This is a genomic window from Ascidiaceihabitans sp. (assembly GCF_039986515.1).
Taxonomy (GTDB): Bacteria; Pseudomonadota; Alphaproteobacteria; order Rhodobacterales; family Rhodobacteraceae; genus Ascidiaceihabitans.
Genome location: NZ_JBDWQO010000023.1, coordinates 95,653 through 114,255, shown reverse-complemented (window position 1 = coordinate 114,255; position 18,603 = coordinate 95,653). Strand labels below are relative to the sequence as shown.

General features: G+C 56.0%; 19 protein-coding genes. 11 read left to right on the top strand and 8 right to left on the bottom strand.

The features are described from left to right. Positions 1–25 precede the first annotated feature (25 nt). Both ABJL60_RS20990 and ABJL60_RS20985 read right to left on the bottom strand, forming a co-directional pair. On the bottom strand, positions 26–2,455 hold the full coding sequence (locus ABJL60_RS20990) for an FAD-dependent oxidoreductase (RefSeq protein ID WP_348376321.1): 2,430 nt from the start codon (positions 2,453–2,455) through the stop codon (positions 26–28). Then, positions 2,452–3,237: an Asp/Glu racemase gene (locus ABJL60_RS20985; protein ID WP_348376322.1), complete on the bottom strand. Its 786-nt coding sequence runs from the start codon at positions 3,235–3,237 to the stop codon at positions 2,452–2,454. The genes ABJL60_RS20990 and ABJL60_RS20985 overlap by 4 nt, the downstream gene beginning before the upstream one ends. A gap of 161 nt (positions 3,238–3,398) precedes the next feature. Here ABJL60_RS20985 and ABJL60_RS20980 point away from each other — a divergent pair, with 161 nt between their 5' ends. The 5 genes from ABJL60_RS20980 to ABJL60_RS20960 all read left to right on the top strand — a co-directional run bounded on the left by ABJL60_RS20980 (position 3,399) and on the right by ABJL60_RS20960 (position 8,651). Continuing rightward, positions 3,399–4,190: a GntR family transcriptional regulator gene (locus ABJL60_RS20980; protein WP_348376323.1), complete on the top strand. Its 792-nt coding sequence runs from the start codon at positions 3,399–3,401 to the stop codon at positions 4,188–4,190. Next, on the top strand, positions 4,187–5,359 hold the full coding sequence (locus ABJL60_RS20975) for a Xaa-Pro peptidase family protein (protein ID WP_348376324.1): 1,173 nt from the start codon (positions 4,187–4,189) through the stop codon (positions 5,357–5,359). Before ABJL60_RS20980 ends, ABJL60_RS20975 begins: the two co-directional genes overlap by 4 nt. 147 nt (positions 5,360–5,506) lie before the next feature. Continuing rightward, positions 5,507–6,478: a glycine betaine ABC transporter substrate-binding protein gene (locus tag ABJL60_RS20970; protein ID WP_348292035.1), complete on the top strand. Its 972-nt coding sequence runs from the start codon at positions 5,507–5,509 to the stop codon at positions 6,476–6,478. A 73-nt stretch (positions 6,479–6,551) separates the two neighbouring features. Further along, the gene (locus ABJL60_RS20965) at positions 6,552–7,580 is read left to right on the top strand and encodes an ABC transporter permease subunit (protein ID WP_348292036.1); all 1,029 of its coding nucleotides are present in this window, start codon (positions 6,552–6,554) and stop codon (positions 7,578–7,580) included. A gap of 12 nt (positions 7,581–7,592) precedes the next feature. Next, entirely contained in the window at positions 7,593–8,651 is a 1,059-nt protein-coding gene (locus ABJL60_RS20960; protein ID WP_348292038.1) for a betaine/proline/choline family ABC transporter ATP-binding protein, read from the top strand. A 47-nt stretch (positions 8,652–8,698) separates the two neighbouring features. Here ABJL60_RS20960 and ABJL60_RS20955 read toward each other — a convergent pair whose 3' ends face one another. From ABJL60_RS20955 to ABJL60_RS20945, 3 genes are all read right to left on the bottom strand, one after another. Continuing rightward, positions 8,699–9,574, bottom strand: coding sequence for a sulfotransferase domain-containing protein (locus ABJL60_RS20955; RefSeq protein ID WP_348376325.1), 876 nt, complete (start codon positions 9,572–9,574; stop codon positions 8,699–8,701). A 1-nt stretch (position 9,575) separates the two neighbouring features. Next, positions 9,576–10,412, bottom strand: coding sequence for a 3-keto-5-aminohexanoate cleavage protein (locus ABJL60_RS20950; RefSeq protein ID WP_348376326.1), 837 nt, complete (start codon positions 10,410–10,412; stop codon positions 9,576–9,578). Between the two features lie 63 nt (positions 10,413–10,475). Next, positions 10,476–11,090: a trimeric intracellular cation channel family protein gene (locus ABJL60_RS20945; RefSeq protein WP_348292044.1), complete on the bottom strand. Its 615-nt coding sequence runs from the start codon at positions 11,088–11,090 to the stop codon at positions 10,476–10,478. Between the two features lie 231 nt (positions 11,091–11,321). Here ABJL60_RS20945 and pcaF point away from each other — a divergent pair, with 231 nt between their 5' ends. Genes pcaF through paaE form a run of 6 tightly spaced genes read left to right on the top strand, consistent with a single transcriptional unit; the run spans position 11,322 to position 16,154 of the window. Next, on the top strand, positions 11,322–12,524 hold the full coding sequence (gene pcaF / locus ABJL60_RS20940) for a 3-oxoadipyl-CoA thiolase (protein ID WP_348292046.1): 1,203 nt from the start codon (positions 11,322–11,324) through the stop codon (positions 12,522–12,524). A gap of 22 nt (positions 12,525–12,546) precedes the next feature. Beyond that, entirely contained in the window at positions 12,547–13,524 is a 978-nt protein-coding gene (paaA, locus tag ABJL60_RS20935; RefSeq protein WP_348292048.1) for a 1,2-phenylacetyl-CoA epoxidase subunit PaaA, read from the top strand. Beyond that, positions 13,521–13,850, top strand: coding sequence for a 1,2-phenylacetyl-CoA epoxidase subunit PaaB (gene paaB, locus ABJL60_RS20930; RefSeq protein ID WP_348376327.1), 330 nt, complete (start codon positions 13,521–13,523; stop codon positions 13,848–13,850). Before paaA ends, paaB begins: the two co-directional genes overlap by 4 nt. After that, on the top strand, positions 13,850–14,611 hold the full coding sequence (gene paaC / locus ABJL60_RS20925) for a 1,2-phenylacetyl-CoA epoxidase subunit PaaC (RefSeq protein ID WP_348292051.1): 762 nt from the start codon (positions 13,850–13,852) through the stop codon (positions 14,609–14,611). The genes paaB and paaC overlap by 1 nt, the downstream gene beginning before the upstream one ends. 1 nt (position 14,612) lies before the next feature. Then, positions 14,613–15,071 carry a 1,2-phenylacetyl-CoA epoxidase subunit PaaD gene (gene paaD / locus ABJL60_RS20920; RefSeq protein ID WP_348292053.1) on the top strand — a complete coding sequence of 153 codons (459 nt, stop codon included), beginning with the start codon at positions 14,613–14,615 and terminating at the stop codon, positions 15,069–15,071. A 12-nt stretch (positions 15,072–15,083) separates the two neighbouring features. Further along, positions 15,084–16,154: a 1,2-phenylacetyl-CoA epoxidase subunit PaaE gene (gene paaE / locus ABJL60_RS20915; RefSeq protein WP_348376328.1), complete on the top strand. Its 1,071-nt coding sequence runs from the start codon at positions 15,084–15,086 to the stop codon at positions 16,152–16,154. Positions 16,155–16,161: 7 nt separating this feature from the next. Here paaE and ABJL60_RS20910 read toward each other — a convergent pair whose 3' ends face one another. The 3 genes from ABJL60_RS20910 to paaI are packed head-to-tail and all read right to left on the bottom strand — an operon-like array spanning position 16,162 to position 18,533. Beyond that, entirely contained in the window at positions 16,162–16,758 is a 597-nt protein-coding gene (locus ABJL60_RS20910) for a TetR/AcrR family transcriptional regulator (protein WP_348376329.1), read from the bottom strand. Between the two features lie 3 nt (positions 16,759–16,761). Next, the gene (gene paaK, locus ABJL60_RS20905; protein ID WP_348376330.1) at positions 16,762–18,072 is read right to left on the bottom strand and encodes a phenylacetate--CoA ligase PaaK; all 1,311 of its coding nucleotides are present in this window, start codon (positions 18,070–18,072) and stop codon (positions 16,762–16,764) included. Between the two features lie 35 nt (positions 18,073–18,107). Continuing rightward, positions 18,108–18,533: a hydroxyphenylacetyl-CoA thioesterase PaaI gene (paaI, locus tag ABJL60_RS20900; protein ID WP_348292061.1), complete on the bottom strand. Its 426-nt coding sequence runs from the start codon at positions 18,531–18,533 to the stop codon at positions 18,108–18,110. Positions 18,534–18,603: the final 70 nt, after the last annotated feature.

Here is an 18,603-nt window from a genome sequence, read left to right as displayed (position 1 = left end):
TACCGTCCGCCTTTGGTTTCACGGCTTACGCTTGGGTCAGTGGTTTGGAAAAGGGTTTCAGTTGCACTGTAGCGGCAACCGCTTTCCCTTCGACAACGACTTCGTATGCGCCGTTCGCAACTGAAGCACGATCCGCCGCATCAATAAAGCACGTTCCGATTGCGGCGCCCTGTGCATAGGCATAAGCGCCGCTTGCCACGTAACCAACGACGGCGCCGTCTTTCAAAACCGGTTCGTTGTGATGAAGAAGGGGCGCTGCGTCGTGTAATTTCACATGGCACAAAAACGGGCCCTTGCCGTCGGACTTACGGCGCACAAACGCATCGCATCCCACAAACGGCACCGCTTTGTTCGGCTTGCAGATGAACCCCAAACCAACCTGATGCGGGGCTTCGGTGTAAGACATATCATGACCCCAGTGCAAAAAGCCCTTTTCGACCCGCAGCGCATTCAAGGCTTCGCCGCCCACCAGCCGCAGCCCGAGTGGGACGCCTGCATCCCACAAGACCTCAAACACATGTTCGGCAAAATCGGGGGTAATGAAAATTTCCCAGCCCATTTCGCCGGTGTAGGACAGCCGCTGTGCAAAGACGGGTGCGTGGCCGATGTGGAACCTTTGCAGGCTGTTGAAGGGGAAGCTGTCGTTTGACAGGTCGACATCGCAGACCGCGGCCAGCAAATCCCGCGCTTTGGGCCCTGCAACCGACAACACCGCATGGTCTGTGGTGGCATCGCGCAACCGCACATCTTCACCAGTTGCGATATGGGCGCGTAGGTGATCCGCATCACGGCGCGTGTGCGAGATCGAGGACATGACCATAAAGCTGTCTGCCCCATGGCGCGCCACGGTCACGTCGCTTTCGATGCCGCCGCGTTCGTTCAACATCAGCGTGTAGACCACGCGACCAACAGGCACGTCGATGTCATTGGTGCAAACGCGTTGCAGGAAGGTCAGCGCATCCGCCCCCTCAACCATCAGTTTGCCCAGCATGGAATAGTCAATCATCGCCACATCTTCGCGGGCAGCCTTTTGTTCGGCTTGGGCGTGGTCGAACCAGCTTGGGCGATGGAAGGAGTAATCGTATTCCGGCGCGACACCCTCGGGTGCAAACCAGCCGGGACGTTCCCAGCCTTGGGCCTCGGCATAGACAGCACCTTTGGCCTTCATCGGGTGGTAGAATGGCGTGCGGCGAAGGCCACGGGCAGTGGTCCGTTGGCGACCGGGCCAATGCATCGCATAGGTCAGTACCAGCGTCTCGGGGCAACGTTCTTGCAGGTAAGGATCACGGGCTTGCCAATCTTCGATGCGCGCGGGGTCCATTTCGGCCAGATCCAGTGTCGGGTGGCCGGCCATGATCCAGTCGGCCAGCGCCTTGCCCGCGCCGGGGCCAGATTGAATGCCAGTCGAATTCAAACCTGCCAGAACGTAATAGCCTTTAAGATCAGGGGCTTCTCCCAAGGTGAACCGCCCGTCATGAGAGTAGCTTTCGGGCCCGTTAAAGAACGTGCGGATGCCCGTTTCCTGAAGGATTGGCACGCGGTTCATGCTGAGTTCCAATACCTCCATCACGTCGTCTTCGATGAAGGGCAGGCTGTCAAATTCAAAGCTTTCGGGGATGCCGTCTTTGGCCCAGGCTTTGGCATGGAAATGTGCGAAACCGAACAGCAATTTACCTGCATCTTCCTTCCAGTAGGTGCCATCGCAATAGGATCGCAGGACTGGCAGATCGCTGGGCAAATCAGGGATCGGTTCGGTCACAAGGTAGTAGTGTTCGCAGGCATGCAGCGGGACGCCTACCCCATTTTTCTGGCCCAATTCACGCGCCCACATGCCGCCGCAGTTTACCACGACATCGGCTGTGATCGTGCCTTCGTTCGTGCGCACGCCGGTGACTTTGCCAGCGTCTGTCAGCACCTCTTCGACTTTGATGCGTTCGCGGATCGTAGCGCCGTGCATGCGTGCACCTTTGGCCAGGGCTTGGGTCAGGTCAATCGGGTTGGCGGACCCGTCCGAGGGCATGTGAATGCCGCCCAATACACCATCGGCATTCATCAACGGCCAGCGTTCGGCAATGGCGTCGGTTGGCATGTAATGCGCTTCTACCCCAAAGAGCGACGCGAAATCCGCTTTGCGTTTCAATTCTGCCAAGCGTTCTTCGTTTACGGCAATCGAAATGGACCCTGATTGCCGAAAGCCGGGGTTCTGGCCTGTTTCGGCTTCGATTTCTTGCAATAATTCTACGCCGTAGCTGGCAAACGCCGTTGTTGCGTGACTGCCCTGCAACTGCCCCACAAGCCCCGCCGCGTGCCATGTCGTGCCGCTGGTCAGGGCCTTGCGTTCCAACAAAATGACGTCTTTCCAACCGGCTTTCGCCAGATGATACGCTACAGAACAGCCATGTATACCGCCGCCGATGATGACAACTTGTGCGTGGCTGGGAAGGGATTGGGTCATGGGGCGTCCTGTTCGGAAAGAGGTTGGGAAAATAGGCGGCCTGCCTGTGGGACGGGATCGGTCAATCCCGCAAGGCGCATCATGTGCCAAGCCAAGGCCTGATTGCTTGAAATGACTGGTTTGCGAATGGTCTTTTCGGCCTGTTCAATGACCTGCAAGGCGCGCAGGCTTGTGCAAGACACAAAGACACCGTCACATTCGTCACGCGCCCCGATGTGTGTGACCGCTTGCAGGATGCTGTCGGGACTGATCCTTGCCACGGTGAAATCGTCGGATTCCTGAAAAGTTGCAACAGCGGTTGTTTCAAATCCTGCAGCTTGCAGGTTGGCTTGCATTTCGAGGGTCACATCAACCGGATAGGGCGTTACCAAGCCGATTTTCTTCAACCCCAGTGCTGCAAGCGCCGCTTTACAAGCTGTGATTGGATTGGTGGTTGTCACATCCGGATGCACATCCCTGATCATGGCTGCGACACGGTCTTCGCCGATCATCGTGGCCCCTGACGTACAGGCATACCCCATCACATCAAATCCGAACCGAGGCGGCAAAAGATGCGCTGTTTGCGGCAGATCAATCGCCATTTGGCGCAGCGTATCCGGGGACACGTCCATCGCATTCGGGATGCGTGTGGCATACAGGGCAACATCACGCTGCGCGCCAAAAATCCCGGCAAATTCGTGTTCGATGGTTTGATCTGTTTGCAACACGATCAATCCCAGACGTGCGCGCGCCCCAAGCCCCTGATCGGTTTCGAACTGCAGCGTTTCGATATGGTTGTTCATAGTCAGCTGCCACCCTTCGTTGCTAGTTGGTATATACCAGATTTCAGCGCTAATTTAACTGCACTGAAGCTGCTTGTGTCAATCTAAAAAAGGGGGTTGATTGCTTTGGTATATACCAAATAGCCTTGTCCGAAATTAGCGATTCGAGGACAGGCGATTTGATGGATGGACAAGGCAACACAGGCCGCAAAGGTGATCCATCACCGCGTCCTCGCTTTCTCCAGATCGCTGATGACATCCGCGTCCAGATTGCGGTTGGCGCGTTGAAAGAACACAATATTCTTCCATCCGAACGCAGCGTGTCCCAGACGTATGGCGTAAGCCGCATGACAGGGCGCCGTGCGCTTGAAGCGCTTGAAAGCGAAGGCCTTGTTTACAGTTCGGACCGGCGCGGACGCTTCGTATCGCCCAAGCGACTGACATACAACGTCAGCAACATGGTCAGCTTTGTGGGCACTGCCCAGACCAACGACGTGGATTTGAAAATCGAAGTCACCGACACCGCCAAGATCACCGCTGACGCCCACTTGGCTGCTGCGTTGGAACAACCGGTCGGCACCGAGATTTTACAGTATGTGCGCCTGTTTCGCACATGCGCACATCCGATATTTGTTGAAACGGAATATTTGCTGGCGGATAGGTTCCCCGATTTTCTGGATCACGATCTGGCGCAGTCCACCACGCAAATTCTGGCCAATCGTTATGGCACCGCGGCCAGCACTGGTGATATCGTGATCCGGATGCGCGGTGCAGGGGCGTCCGAGGCAGCATTGCTGAACATCGCGGCCAGTCACGCAGTTGTAGAACTGGAACAAGTGATCCGGGACGGCGCGGGTGTGCCCTTTTGCTTCGGACGTCAGGTGTGGCGCGGTGAGATGGCAGAGTTTTCAGCCCATGCCATTGTGAATGGTCGCGACGACAGGACGCCTTCGCGCCAGGGGTACACCACATGAACGGCGCCGCGCCCGAACGGGGTTTTGCCCATTCTGAGTTCCGTGCACGTACCGAAAACGCGCAAGCGCTGATGGCCGCCGCTGGCATTGATGGTCTGCTGCTGATGAGCGAACAGGACGTGCGGTACTTTACAGGGTTCCACACGCTGTTTTGGCAAAGCCCAACGCGTCCGTGGTTTGTGTTTGTGCCCGCCAGCGGTCAGCCGGTTGCGGTTATCCCTGAAATTGGCGCTGAATTGATGGGGCGGTCGTGGCTTGATGACATTCGAACATGGAGCGCCCCCGCGCCGGAAGACGACGGCATAAGCCTGTTGCATGACTTGCTTGCGCCCTTGTCACAAACGGGTGCCAAGCTTGGCGTTATGATGGGCCACGAGACCAAGCTGCAGATGCCTCTTGGGGACTGGCAACGCTTGATGGCTGGTCTGCCGGGGATGAACATCGTTGATGTGACAGGGCTGATTCAAGGGCTGCGCATGGTGAAGTCTGACGCCGAGATTGAAAAACTGCGCCATATCTGCGGCATCGGGTCCGCGGCGTTTGCCCGTGTTCCCGAAATCATGTCGCTTGGCCAACCGCTTGAAGATGTGTTCCGCACCTTTCGGATTGCAGCGCTGCAGGCAGGGGCAGATGACGCCCCTTATGTTGTGGGTGCGGCCGCCCAGGGGGGCTATGCCGACGTGATTTCGCCACCAACGCAGCGCCCCTTGCAGCATGGTGATGTGCTGATGCTGGACACTGGCTGCACATGGGACGGATATTTTTGCGACTTTGACCGCAACTGGGCCATCGGCACGGCAGATGATGTCGCAAAACGTGCTTATGATGTGCTGTGGCGTGCCACACAGGCGGGCATAGATGCTGCTAAACCCGGCAACACATGCCGCGATTTGTTCACGGCTATGTCTAAGGTGATTGGAGAACTCGATGGCTCGGGTGGCGATATTGGACGGCTGGGCCATGGACTTGGCATGCAACTGACAGAACAGCCGTCCCATGCGGCTTTCGATAACACAGAATTGAAAGAAAACATGGTTCTGACGATTGAGCCGTCCTTGTCTTACGGTGACGGCTTGATGATGGTACATGAAGAAAATATTGTGGTGCGTGGTGGCGGGGCTGACCTGTTAAGCACACGTGCTGCACCCGAATTGCCGGTGATTGGATGATCCGCACCGCACCCTATACCCGGCTGGCACGGCGCCAGATCGGGAATTACCGCCCCTTGCGCATGTTGCGTGCGGGGCATCAACCATGCTGGACGCCCACCGCATGGCCTTAAATCAACAAGGGCAAACGATCTCAGGGAGATTAAAATGAAAAAAACCACACTTTTGAAAGGCGCAGCAGTTGCAGCGTTGATGACATCCGGCTCTGCCGCCTATGCGGATTGCGGCGACGTCACGATCACTGAAATGAACTGGGCATCTTCTGCCGTGGTTACAGCTGTGTCCGCGTTCCTGATGGAACAAGGTCTTGGTTGCAACGTGCAAAAAGTGCCGTCTTCCACCGTGACAGCCATCACGTCCATCACCGAAACAGGTGAGCCTGACATTTTGACCGAAGTCTGGGCGAACTCCACTCCGGCATACCCTGGCCTGTTGGAAGAAGGTAAACTGGTTGAACTGGCTGACGTGCTGTCAGATGGCGGCGTCGAAGCCTGGTGGATCCCTGCCTATCTCGCAGAATCCAACCCAGAGCTGACAACATGGGAAGGCATCATGGCCAACCCGGAGAAAGTTGGCGGCAAATTCCACGATTGCCCGTCAGGCTGGGCATGCGATATCATCAACAACAACAACCTGATCGCCTTGGACGCGGCCGCTGGCGGACTTGAGCGCTTCCAGCACGGTTCCGGTGAAACACTGCAAACGTCGATCGCTGCGGCGTTTGAAGAAAAAGCACCATGGTTCGGTTACTACTGGGCACCAACAGCCGTACTAGGCAAATACCCGATGGTTGCCGTCAAAGTGGGCGACTTCGATGCCGAGGCACACACGTGCAACGGTGACGTTGACTGCGCCAACCCAACTTTCTCAGAATACCCTGCGTCCAAAGTTGTGACAGCAGTGGCCGGTGGCTTTGCAGAGCGTGAACCACAAGCAGCAGCTTTGATGGCAAACGTAAGCTTCACCAACGACCAGATGGGTGAAGTTCTGGCTTGGCGCCTGGACAACAACGCGTCCTATGACGAAGCGGCCGTGTACTTCCTGACAAACTACAAAGACGTTTGGGCAACATGGTTGGACGAAGAAGCCACAGAAAACCTTTCTGCACTTCTTAAGTAATCCAACGCTTTGAAATCTGCCCCTCGTCTGACTGGACGGGGGGCATTTTGCCGGTCAGGGGACAAGGAACAACATGGCCTTTTATGATAAGATATTCAGCGCCTTAGGGCTCAGCGATTGGTGTGGCGAGGCTGGAGACGGTGCGCCCCTTTCGATGGCAGACCTTATGGCACAAGCGGGCGGAAAAGAGGCTTCTGGCCCTGTCTTCCCGTTTCCCTCACTTGATAACCTCAACGAAAGTTGCAGCAGCGTTATCCAGTCACGTGATGTGACAAAAGGCATCGAAGAAGGGTTTTTGGCGGCGAAGCCTGCACTGAAAACCGTGCTTGACCCGATCACACAACCCCTCAGCTGGATGCTGGATGGCGCACTTTGGTTGTTTGAAGCGACGCCTTGGTATGTGATGATCCCCATCCTTGTGGCTATCGCATGGTATGCCAGCCGGTCCAAACCGGTGACGATTTTTGTGTTTGTTTCGATCATGTTGCTTGGTCTGGTGGACCACTACGATGTTGCGATGCAGACGCTTTCAATTATCTTTGTCTGTACGACGATTTCAGTTTTCCTTGGCGTGCCCATAGGCATTGCCATGTCCAAATCTGACAGGTTGCAAAAAGGCACAGTGCCCATTCTGGATTTGCTGCAAACCTTGCCGACCTTTGTGTATCTCATTCCTCTGATTTTCCTATTCTCGGTGACAGAATCGAAGCTGTACGGGATTGCGATCATTTTGTACGCGATTGTGCCAGTGATCCGGTTGACCGATCTGGGCATTCGTTTGGTAGATCAGGATGTGATTGAAGCTGCGAACGCATTCGGGATGAACTCCAGACAGAAACTGTTGCGTGTGCAATTGCCACTGGCGCTGCCCAACATCATGGCTGGCATCAACCAGACCATCATGATGAGCCTTGCCATGGTTGTGATCGCATCCTTGGTATCGGCGCCAGGCCTTGGCGTGAACGTCCTGCGCGGGATCCGCAACCTTGAACTGGGTGTCGGCATCGTCGCTGGTATTGGTATCGTTCTTTTGGCTGTGATCCTTGACCGTGTGTCCAAAGCCGCTCTCACGCGGGTCGATATGACCCATGTCAAACACTAAGGAACCGGTACGATGACAGAACCAATGGTTAGCCTTCGCGGGCTCTATAAAATATTCGGAGCCCGCGACAAGGACGTCTTGCATCATGTCGAAAAAGGCATGGGCAAAGAAGAGCTTCTGGCCCAGCACAAACACGTGCTGGGGCTTAACAACATCAACGTGGACATGCAGGCAGGCGAAATCACTGTTGTGATGGGCCTGTCGGGCTCAGGCAAATCTACGCTGATCCGTCACCTCAATCGCTTGATCGAACCCACCGCGGGCGAGATCATCGTGCAAGGTGAAGATGTGATGAAACTGTCCGAGGACGGTTTGCGCAAAGCGCGTCAGGAAAAGATGTCGATGGTGTTTCAGAAGTTTGCGCTTCTGCCACATAAAACCGTGCTGAAAAATGCAGGCATGCCTTTGTCCGTGCGCGGTCACACCGAAGACGCTTGCGACAAGGAAGCGACAAAATGGTTGGAACGTGTTGGTCTTAACGGCTTTGAAAACCACTATCCGGCCCAATTGTCAGGGGGCATGCAACAACGTGTGGGCATCGCCCGCGCTTTGACCGCCAACACCGATATCATGCTAATGGACGAAGCCTTTTCGGCGCTTGATCCTTTGATCCGGACCGACATGCAGGACCTGCTGCTTGAGCTGCAAAAAGAGCTGCACAAGACCATCATCTTCATCACACATGACCTTGATGAAGCGCTGAAGCTGGCCGATCACCTTGTGATCTTGAAGGACGGTTTTGTCGTGCAACAGGGCGAACCGCAGCACATCTTGCTGAACCCCAATGACCCCTACATCGAAGACTTCGTAAGCGATATCAACCGCGCACGGGTTCTGCGGGTGCGGTCCATTATGAAGCCATTGGCAGGGGGCGAAGTGCCTGACAACGCCCATGGCGAAGTGGACGCGAACGACACGCTTGAAAGCATGATTGCGCGGTCTGGCGGGGACACGTCGCATGCATATGTCGTTAAGGAAGATGGTGAAACTGTCGGCACTTTGGACATGACCGAACTGGTGCGTGCACTGGTGCCGCGTGTTGCGTCCCATGATGGTGAACGGCAGTACTAAACCAAAATGCGCTGCATCTTCATCTGACAGGTGCGGCGCAAACTAAATTAACACTGGCCTGTCTCTAGGTAGATGACGTCTTCTGGTGCCAATAGATTGGCAACACGCCGCCTGTAACGCGCCAATTGATGCGCATCCAAAATCCCGTCCCATTTACGGCCTTGGCCGCTGTTGAAAAAGGCGTTGGGGTCTTTGTAAAGCCCGCCCTTGGCGCCGGGCGCTGTTTTCAGCGCATTGGCTTTCATGCTTTTGAATGTCGCCTTTTCCACCAAGGCATCGAACAAGGCGTCGGGATGTGAAATATTCAATGCTTTCGCAATCCGCCGCATCTGCCCCGACAAATCCTGCGACAGGGTGGCGTAATGAAACAGGTGCACATTTGGCAGCTTTGCCCGCGCACGCGCCGTTTCATAATGATGTGTGATCAGTTCAAGGCTGGGTTGATCCAGCCCTTCGTTTTCGATGCTGTTGGCCAGAAAAGCGTTGAAGTTGGCGGCTCTGTCTTGTGTGTGCAAGTGGTCGATATGGTCGATTTTCATGTTTTGCACATGATGCCACATCGAAAAATGCACATCCAGCGGGTGGCGGTGACACGCCAGATAGGTGCAATCCTCAAAATACGGGATGCCGTCCAGCGGAGTGTGGGATTTGATAAAGCGCCGATGCGTCTGGGTGGCCAGCATTTCAAGGCGGGCATCTACGGTTTTTGAGCTCAGCGAAAACTCGATCCATGGTGAAATCTCGGGGTATGAGACATCTGCGTCAGGATCGCCAAAGATCAGCAACCCGCAGATAGTTTGCATCCATGTCGTGCCGCTTTTGGGTGGCACACAGACAAAGATATCTCCTGGGCGATGTTCAAACCGGTCCCAGTTGCGGGTATCGGTAAAAATGCCTTTGTAGGGTCGCTTGTCTTTGGTCATTTCAGACCATGACTTTCCGCAACCCCAGAATGTTGCGGGCCTGTTGCCATGTGGCGACGGGGCGTTCGTATTTTTCACACAAGTCCACGGCACGTTGCACCAATGCCGCATTTGACGGGGCCAGCGTGGTGCGGTCCAAGCGCACGTTGTCTTCCAATCCGGCACGTGTGTGCCCGCCTTTGGAAATCGACCATTCATTGACGGTAAGCTGCGCCTGTCCGATGCCTGCGGCGCACCATTGGGCATCGGGTGCGAGACGCTTTAGGGTTTCGATGTAGAAGTCGAAAATAGGCTCATCTGCCGGCATTGCATTCTTCACGCCCATCACGAATTGCACATAAAGCGGGCCTTTCAATCGCCCGTCAGCCGCCATGCGTGTGGCTTGAACGATATGGCTCAGATCGAAGGCTTCGATTTCGGGTTTCACGTTGTGCGTGATCATCTCCGATGCCAGCCAATCGACCAGATCGGGGCTGTTTTCATAGACGCGTGTTGGGAAATTGTTTGATCCCACCGACAAAGACGCCATGTCCGGCGACAATGGCAACATGCCCCCGCGGTCACGTCCCGCGCCGGACCGCCCACCCGTCGAAAGCTGGACGATCATGCCGGGACAATGGGCTTCTATCCCTTCCTTCAATGCCGCAAAGCGGTCGGGATCAGATGTGGGTGTGCCGTTGTCGTCCCGCACATGGCAATGGGCAATGCTTGCCCCGGCCTCAAATGCCTCATGTGTGCTTTCGATCTGTTCTGCGATCGTGATCGGCACCGCAGGGTTGTCGTTTTTTGAGGGCACGGATCCGGTGATTGCGACGCAAATAATGCAGGGATTGGACATGCTTGGCTTCCTTTCGCGGTGAGGGTGTAGTGTAGCGAACGCAGTGCCGTCTGCCCAGACCTGTCACTTCGGAGGATGCGGCAAATGCCATCCAAAGCGCACGCTTGCCAGTCGTAACCCAACTGCAAGAATGACAGCACCCACGGCCGCGATGCTGTCTTGAACCCCAAACCACAGACAGCCCGCATAAGCGGCCGCCCCCGCAAGAGCGGCAAGTGCATAGATATCTTCGTGAAGCACACGCGGCACTTCCGTCGCCATAATGTCCCTTAATACACCCCCGCCTACCGCCGAAATCACGCCCAAAAGAACGGCCCCGGGTGCATCAAGCCCATAAAGCAGGGCTTTGCGGCAGCCAGCGACAGCAAAGATGCCAAGCCCGATGGCATCCAAAAGCATAACGGGGCGGTTCAGCCGTTCGATCAGGGGTTTGAAGAAAAATACGCACAACCCCGCAAGGCTTGCGATGGCCAAAGGCCAGACAGTGCGCAGGGCATCGGGTGGCGTGGACCCTAGCAACAGGTCGCGCACCATGCCGCCGGCGACCCCTGTTGCGACAGCCAGAACCAGTATGCCGAAGATATCGAAACGCCGCCTCATGGCGACCATTGCGCCGCTTAGGCCGAACACAAAGGTGCCCACTGCATCAAGTAGGATAAAAAGCAGTGCAACTGTCATATGTCGGGTCTCTGGTTGGGACGGATGTGCGGTGGCTGCAGCATCCACTGCCGCTTGGTATCATCAAAAGTATTGCTGTGTGAACGGTTGCAATAGTGAATTCTGATGGCTTCACCAAAAGCGTTACTTAAAAACTTAACGATGGGTTTTTCAGTAACTTTATAGTTGATCGAATCCATCCGTCTTATTATAGATAGTAGGGGAAAGACCAATCTAAGGGTGGAATGACGCATGGAAGCTTTGATTTGTGACGGTGTCAGAACGCCGATCGGCCGCTACGGCGGGGCACTGTCGTCTGTGCGCACCGATGATCTGGCGTCCCTTCCGATCGCAGCTTTGATGGAACGCAATGTCGATGTGGACTGGTCGCGTGTGGATGACGTGATTTTCGGCTCTGCCAATCAGGCCGGCGAAGACAACCGCAATGTGGCCCGCATGGCGGCTTTGCTTGCCGGTCTGCCCGAAGACGTGCCTGGCACGACAATCAACCGCCTGTGTGCCAGTGGCATGGATGCCGTGGGATTTGCTGCGCGGGGGATCAAGGCAGGCGACTATGACCTGACCATCGCAGGCGGCGTCGAAAGCATGAGCCGCGCGCCCTTTGTGATGCCCAAAGCCACCAGCGCCTTCACCCGCGCCAACACGGTTTACGACACGACCATCGGCTGGCGTTTCATCAATCCCAAGATGCAAGCGCAGTACGGTGTCGATTCCATGCCCCAAACAGCGGATAATGTTGCCGCCGATTACGGGGTGAACCGCGCGGATCAGGATGCAATGGCCGCACGGTCCCAAGAAAACTGGGCTGCAGCCCATGACGCCGGCTGTTTCGCGGATGAAATCTGCGCGGTGAACATCCCGCAGCGCAAAGGGGATGCGGTTGTCTTTGACACGGATGAACACCCCCGCCCCGGAACAGATGCTGCAAAGCTGGCAAAACTGAAAGGTGTGAATGGCCCTGATCTTAGCGTTACAGCTGGCAATGCAAGCGGTGTGAACGACGGGGCCGCGGCCTTGTTGATTGCGTCAGAAGCGGCAGCAACGCAGCACGGGTTGACCCCGATGGCGCGGATCGTCGGCATGTCCTCGGCTGGGGTTGCGCCGCGTGTGATGGGGATCGGTCCGGTTCCTGCCAGCCAAAAGGTGCTGGACCGTGCCGGTCTGACCATTGACCAGATGGACATCATCGAACTGAACGAAGCTTTTGCCGCCCAAGGTCTTGCCACGTTGCGTGAACTTGGTGTGGCTGATGACGATCCGCGGGTGAACCCGCAAGGGGGCGCCATTGCAATCGGTCATCCGCTTGGCATGTCGGGCGCACGTCTGGTTCTGACAGCGGCGCATCAGTTGACACGCAGCGGTGGCCGCTATGCCCTGTGCACGATGTGCGTGGGTGTGGGCCAAGGCGCTGCCATGATTATCGAACGAATTTAAGGTCCTGACAGGAGACGCTCAAATGTATGCACAGATGGTAAAATCCGAAGCGACGCTTGAAGACCCCGAAAAGCTGGCGGCCTTTCAGGCGCGCATTGACGCTGGTGAAAAGATCGAGCCCAAAGACTGGATGCCTGTGGGATACCGCAAGACGCTGATCCGTCAGATGGGGCAACACGCGCATTCCGAGATTGTGGGTCAGCTGCCCGAAGGCAACTGGATCACCCGTGCGCCGACACTGGAACGCAAAGCCATCCTGTTGGCCAAAGTGCAAGACGAAGCGGGCCACGGTTTGTATTTGTACTGTGGCGCTGAAACACTTGGCGTGACGCGCGACGAGATGACGGAAATGCTGCTGGACGGGCGGATGAAATATTCGTCCATTTTCAACTACCCCACGCTGACATGGGCCGATATGGGCGCTGTGGGTTGGCTTGTGGACGGGGCTGCCATCATGAACCAGGTGCCGCTGCAACGCACGTCTTACGGTCCCTATGCCCGTGCGATGGTGCGCATCTGCAAAGAGGAATCGTTCCACCAGCGCCAAGGCTACGACATCATGATGAAGATGGCCAAAGGCACGCCTGCGCAAAAGAAAATGGCGCAGGATGCGTTGAACCGCTTGTGGTTTCCATCGCTGATGATGTTCGGCCCGTCAGATGCTGAAAGCACCCATTCCGAACAGTCCATGGCGTGGAAAATCAAGATGAACACCAATGACGAGCTGCGCCAAAAGTTCGTCGACCAGACGGTGCCACAGGCGGAATATCTTGGGCTGACGGTGCCAGATGAAACGCTGGCGTGGAACGAAGACAAAGGCGGCTATGATTTCGCCGAACCCGACTGGAACGAATTCTTTGATGTGCTGCGCGGCAACGGCCCGTGCAACACAGAACGCTTGGCTGCGCGCAACAAGGCGTGGGACGACGGCGCATGGGTGCGGGACGGTATGCTGGCCCATGCCGAAAAACGCCGTATCGGAAAGGTGGCTGCGGAATGACCTCCTCAAACTCTGAAACTTCGGTATCACAAGACACACCCAAGCGCGCCGAGTGGCCTTTGTGGGAAGTGTTCATTCGCGGTCAACACGGCATGAGCCACAGACATGTGGGCAGCTTGCACGCGCCCGATGAAGAAATGGCGATGAAAAACGCCCGCGACGTTTACACCCGCCGCAATGAAGGCGTCAGCATCTGGGTTGTCGAAGCCCGCCATATTGCCGCGTCTTCGCCGTCGGACAAAGGCCCGATGTACGACCCCTCGGAAGCGAAAGTGTACCGTCATCCGACATTTTTCGACATCCCCGACGAAGTGGGGGCGATGTAATGACGGACCGTGCCGCCTATTTTGAATTTCTGTGCCGGATGGGGGACAACACGTTGGTGTTGGGGCACCGCGTCAGCGAATGGTGTGGGCATGCGCCGATCCTTGAAGAAGACATTGCGCTGGCCAACACAGCCCTTGATCTGATTGGCCAAACACAAATGTGGCTTGGTCTGGCCGGCGAAGTGGAAGACGAAAACCGCAGTGCTGATGATCTGGCAATGCTGCGCGATGCGTGGGATTTTCGCAATTGTTTGCTGACGGAACAACCCAACGGTGATTTCGGTCAAACGATGATGCGCCAGTTCCTGTTCGATGTATGGCACTTGGCAATGCTGCGCGGTTTGGAACAGTCCTCGGAACCGCGTGTGGCCGAAATTGCGGCCAAAGCCGTCAAAGAAGTACAATACCATGTGGAACGCTCCGGCGACACGGTGATCAGCTTGGGCGACGGCACTTTGGAAAGCCACCGACGCATGCAGGATGCGCTAAATCTGCTTTGGCCCTATGTGGGCGAGATGTTTGTGCCCGATGCTGTTGATACGGCTATGGCTGAGGCTGGTATCGCCCCTAAGCTGACCAGTTTGAGGGCTGCGTTTGACGCGCATGTGGGGGATGTGATGGCGCAGGCGACGCTTACCATTCCCGACAGCGATTTTGCGCACAAAGGTGGTAAATCAGGGCGTCAGCACAGTGAGCATCTGGGGCATATTCTGACGCAGATGCAATGGCTGCAACGCGCCTATCCCGGAGCCAACTGGTAACATGCACCCCAGCGTCGACACGATCTGGGAGTGGTTGGCAGATGTGCCGGATCCTGAAATACCGGTAATTTCAGTGGTTGAGCTGGGCATCGTACGCGGTGTTGCGTGGGACGGGGACACTGTTGAAGTGGCCGTAACGCCGACCTATTCGGGCTGCCCTGCGACCACTGTGATCTCGCTTGATATTGAAACGGCCTTGCGCGACCGTGGTGTGGACAACATTCGCATCAAGACACAGCTTAGCCCGCCATGGACCACCGACTGGTTAACCGATGGTGCGCGCACAAAGCTGACAGATTACGGCATCGCCCCGCCGCGTGCTGCCGGTGGGCCGGAAAACTGCCCACGTTGCAAATCCACCCATGTCGTGCGGATCAGTCAATTCGGGTCAACCCCATGTAAGGCCCAGTGGCAGTGTAAAGACTGCCTTGAACCCTTCGACTATTTCAAATGTATCTAAAAGGACCAGCAGATGGCGCGCTTTCATCAATTGACTGTCACTGATGTTCATAAAACGATCCGCGATGCGGTTGTTGTCAGCTTGCAACCCGCAGGCGGCGGCGATTTCGACTTTATCCAAGGTCAGTATCTGACCTTTCGCCAGGATTTCGACGGCACCGAAGTGCGCCGGTCTTATTCCATTTGCGCGGGCAAAGATGATGGCATCTTGCAGGTGGGCATCAAGAAGGTCGATGGCGGTGCATTTTCCACATGGGCCAATGACAACTTGAAACCGGGTATGACGTTGGAAGCCATGGAACCTGCCGGCAATTTTCATACACCCCTCGATGCGGCTGTGGGCAAAAATTATCTTGGGTTCGCAGGCGGGTCTGGGGTGACACCTGTGTTGTCGATCATGAAGACGGTGTTGCAACGCGAACCCCACAGCACCTTTACGCTGGTCTATGCCAACCGCGGTGTGAACACGATCATGTTCCGCGAAGAGCTGGAAGACCTGAAAAACCTTTACATGCAACGGGTGACGGTGATCCATATTCTGGAAAGTGACGCGCAAGACATAGACCTGTTCACGGGCCGCATTGACGCGGACAAGTGCAAAGCGCTGTTTGCCAACTGGATCGATATCGAAAGCGTCGATACGTCGTTCATTTGTGGCCCGGAGCCGATGATGCTGGCCATTGCGGCAGCCCTGCGCGATCATGGGCTGACCGACGACCAGATCAAATTTGAGCTGTTCGCCAGTGCCCAGCCGGGCCGGTTAAAACGCAAGGCGTCCAGCGCGGGTACCGACGCCACAGCCAAAGCAACCGATGCCACCATAACCATGGACGGCGCATCGCGCAGCTTTACTATGGACAAGGACCAGACCATTCTTGACGCCGCTTTGGACAACGCGCTGGACGCGCCATTTGCGTGCAAGGCAGGTGTATGTTCAACATGCAAATGCAAGGTTCTGGAGGGCGAAGTTGAGATGATCGCCAACCATGCGCTGGAAGACTACGAAGTCGAACAGGGGTTTATCCTATCGTGCCAATCGTTCCCCGTCAGTGACCGCATTGTTGTGGACTACGATCACCACTAGCGGCCCCTTAAAGGCCCTTTACCCCTGACAGGGTCAATCGGGTGACAAGCTGCGCATATTCTGTGCGCTCGGCATCCCCCGCCCCGCTGTTCCACATGTAGAACCAATTCAACATGCCAAAGATCGACATCACGGTGGCGCGAAGTTTTGTTTTGTCGTCTCCAAAGACTTGGGGCGCAATCGATTTGACAACATCGCTGAGTTGGCGAACCATATCGCGTTGATAGCCTTTCAGGATCGCTTGCTGGTTGGTCGTCAACAAAGGGATGCCTTCGGTCTGGATTTTATGTTCCTCGTCCATTCCATTATAGGCATGCAAGGTTTCACAGATGATGGCCTGCAGCTGCGCCTCGGGACTTAAACCCGTCAGGGAAAGCGTCAGAACGCGATCGCGCAACGCCAGAAGATACGTGTCGAGAATATCAAACAACAGCGCGTCTTTGCTGTCATAATAGTGGTAGATGTTCGCCTTGGAAATTCCGCAGTCTTTCGCCACCTGCGACATCGACGCCCGCGCGAAACCGGTATCGGCAAACACGCGGGCTGCTGTTTTCAGGATATGGGCGCGTTTCGCGTCGTGGTCTTTGGCGATGGGACGTGCCAAGTGCTATCCCTTGCTTCGGTTGTCGACGACGCGCACGGCCTTGCCCTGCGATCTGGGGGCCGTTCCGGGATCGCCTACGACAACGTCCGTCGTAACACCCACCATATCCTTGATACGCTTTGTCAAAGCCGTTGCCGCTGCAGATTTTGACGCCTCATCTGCGGCAACGGGTGTGGCTTCTGTGATCACGCGCATCGCATCCATATGGCCGGATTTGAACAGCTCGATCTGGAAATAGGGCGCCAGCCCTTCGGTGCCCAAAAGCTGCTCTTCGATTTGCGTCGGAAAGACGTTGACGCCGCGCAAAATGATCATGTCATCGGAACGTCCGGTTATTTTCTCCATCCGTCGCATACTGCGTGCGGTGCCCGGCAACAACCGTGTCAGATCGCGCGTGCGGTAGCGGATCATGGGCATGCCTTCTTTGGTCAGTGTGGTGAAGACCAGTTCGCCGTCTTCGCCATCTTCGACGACGTCGCCTGTGACAGGATTGATGATTTCGGGATAATAGTGGTCTTCCCAGACGTGCAAACCGTCTTTCGTTTCAACACATTCGTTGGCCACACCCGGCCCCATGATTTCGCTAAGCCCATAGATGTCGACGGCATGCATGTCGAAGGCGTCTTCGACTTCCTTGCGCATGGCGTTTGTCCACGGCTCGGCGCCGAAAATTCCCACATCCAAAGACGACGATCGCGGATCAATGCCCGCTTTATGAAAGCCTTCAAGAATATTCAGCATGTACGACGGCGTCACCATAATTCCATTGGGTTGGAAGTCCGTGATCAGGCCAATTTGCTTTTCGGTCTGGCCGCCGCCCATGGGAACAACAGTGGCACCCAGTTTTTCAATGCCGTAATGGGCGCCCAAACCGCCAGTGAACAGCCCATAACCATAAGCGTTGTGCACCATGTCACCAGCCCGAAGCCCAGAGGCGCGCAGGCTGCGGGCCAAAGTATCCGCCCACACGTCAATGTCGTGCTTGGTGTAAACCACCACTGTCGCTTTACCTGTTGTGCCAGAGGACGCATGAACCCGCGCCATTTGCGCACGCGGCACCGCGGACATTCCAAAGGGGTAATTGTCCCGTAGGTCGTTTTTGTGGGTGAAAGGGAACTTTGCCAGATCTTTAAGTTCTTTCAGGTCGTCGGGATGCACACCCGCATCGTCAAAGCGCTTTTTGTACATCGCCACGTTGTCATAGGCGTGGCGCACCGACCATTGCATGCGTTGCAGTTGCAAGGCAGATATTTCGTCGCGGCTGGCGATTTCGATAGGATCGAGATCTGATTTTTTTGGGCTTAGGTCTTTCATGATCTGGTCTGTGTCCCCGTAGAGTTCCCGTAGAATTATTCTGTAAACAACTGGCCTTTGATGGCCCGCGACATGCCCCGCATTTCAGCAATTGTCTTGCCGTCCTGATTTGTGACGCGGATGTCGTAGATGCCGCTGCGTCCTGTCAACGACACTTCGTGCGCCGTGGCGGTCAGCGTATCACCGACGTGGCCGGGGGCAACAAAGGTGATGGCGTTGTGTTGGGCAACGGTTGCCTGATTGCGACTGTTGCAGGCAAACGCAAAGGCGCTGTCGGCCAGTGAAAAGGTGATGCCGCCGTGGCAAATGCCGTGGCCGTTGCAATGGTGTGGTTGCACTGTCAGCGATAGAACCGAACGGCCTTCGCGGACCTCCTCAATCGTGATCCCCAACCACTTTGACGCAGTGTCGCCTTCCCAAAGGGCTTGGGATGATTTCTGGGCGCGGTCTTCGGGCGTCATGATCGTGTCCTTTGCATATCTCAGTTAACCCTTGCATAAACCGACCGGTTGGTCAATTAATATCCAAGCA

What these genes read in the sequence shown, in the direction of transcription:
- ABJL60_RS20980 (WP_348376323.1), top strand. Translation starts at nt 3,399, where the DNA reads ATGGATGGACAAGGCAACACAGGCCGCAAAGGTGATCCATCACCGCGT.
- pcaF (WP_348292046.1), top strand. Translation starts at nt 11,322, where the DNA reads ATGGAAGCTTTGATTTGTGACGGTGTCAGAACGCCGATCGGCCGCTAC.
- paaC (WP_348292051.1), top strand. Translation starts at nt 13,850, where the DNA reads ATGACGGACCGTGCCGCCTATTTTGAATTTCTGTGCCGGATGGGGGAC.
- paaK (WP_348376330.1), bottom strand. Translation starts at nt 18,072, where the DNA reads ATGAAAGACCTAAGCCCAAAAAAATCAGATCTCGATCCTATCGAAATC.
- ABJL60_RS20970 (WP_348292035.1), top strand. Translation starts at nt 5,507, where the DNA reads ATGAAAAAAACCACACTTTTGAAAGGCGCAGCAGTTGCAGCGTTGATG.
- ABJL60_RS20960 (WP_348292038.1), top strand. Translation starts at nt 7,593, where the DNA reads ATGACAGAACCAATGGTTAGCCTTCGCGGGCTCTATAAAATATTCGGA.
- ABJL60_RS20990 (WP_348376321.1), bottom strand. Translation starts at nt 2,455, where the DNA reads ATGACCCAATCCCTTCCCAGCCACGCACAAGTTGTCATCATCGGCGGC.
- paaI (WP_348292061.1), bottom strand. Translation starts at nt 18,533, where the DNA reads ATGACGCCCGAAGACCGCGCCCAGAAATCATCCCAAGCCCTTTGGGAA.
- paaB (WP_348376327.1), top strand. Translation starts at nt 13,521, where the DNA reads ATGACCTCCTCAAACTCTGAAACTTCGGTATCACAAGACACACCCAAG.
- ABJL60_RS20985 (WP_348376322.1), bottom strand. Translation starts at nt 3,237, where the DNA reads ATGAACAACCATATCGAAACGCTGCAGTTCGAAACCGATCAGGGGCTT.
- ABJL60_RS20950 (WP_348376326.1), bottom strand. Translation starts at nt 10,412, where the DNA reads ATGTCCAATCCCTGCATTATTTGCGTCGCAATCACCGGATCCGTGCCC.
- ABJL60_RS20955 (WP_348376325.1), bottom strand. Translation starts at nt 9,574, where the DNA reads ATGACCAAAGACAAGCGACCCTACAAAGGCATTTTTACCGATACCCGC.
- paaD (WP_348292053.1), top strand. Translation starts at nt 14,613, where the DNA reads ATGCACCCCAGCGTCGACACGATCTGGGAGTGGTTGGCAGATGTGCCG.
- paaE (WP_348376328.1), top strand. Translation starts at nt 15,084, where the DNA reads ATGGCGCGCTTTCATCAATTGACTGTCACTGATGTTCATAAAACGATC.
- ABJL60_RS20975 (WP_348376324.1), top strand. Translation starts at nt 4,187, where the DNA reads ATGAACGGCGCCGCGCCCGAACGGGGTTTTGCCCATTCTGAGTTCCGT.
- paaA (WP_348292048.1), top strand. Translation starts at nt 12,547, where the DNA reads ATGTATGCACAGATGGTAAAATCCGAAGCGACGCTTGAAGACCCCGAA.
- ABJL60_RS20965 (WP_348292036.1), top strand. Translation starts at nt 6,552, where the DNA reads ATGGCCTTTTATGATAAGATATTCAGCGCCTTAGGGCTCAGCGATTGG.
- ABJL60_RS20945 (WP_348292044.1), bottom strand. Translation starts at nt 11,090, where the DNA reads ATGACAGTTGCACTGCTTTTTATCCTACTTGATGCAGTGGGCACCTTT.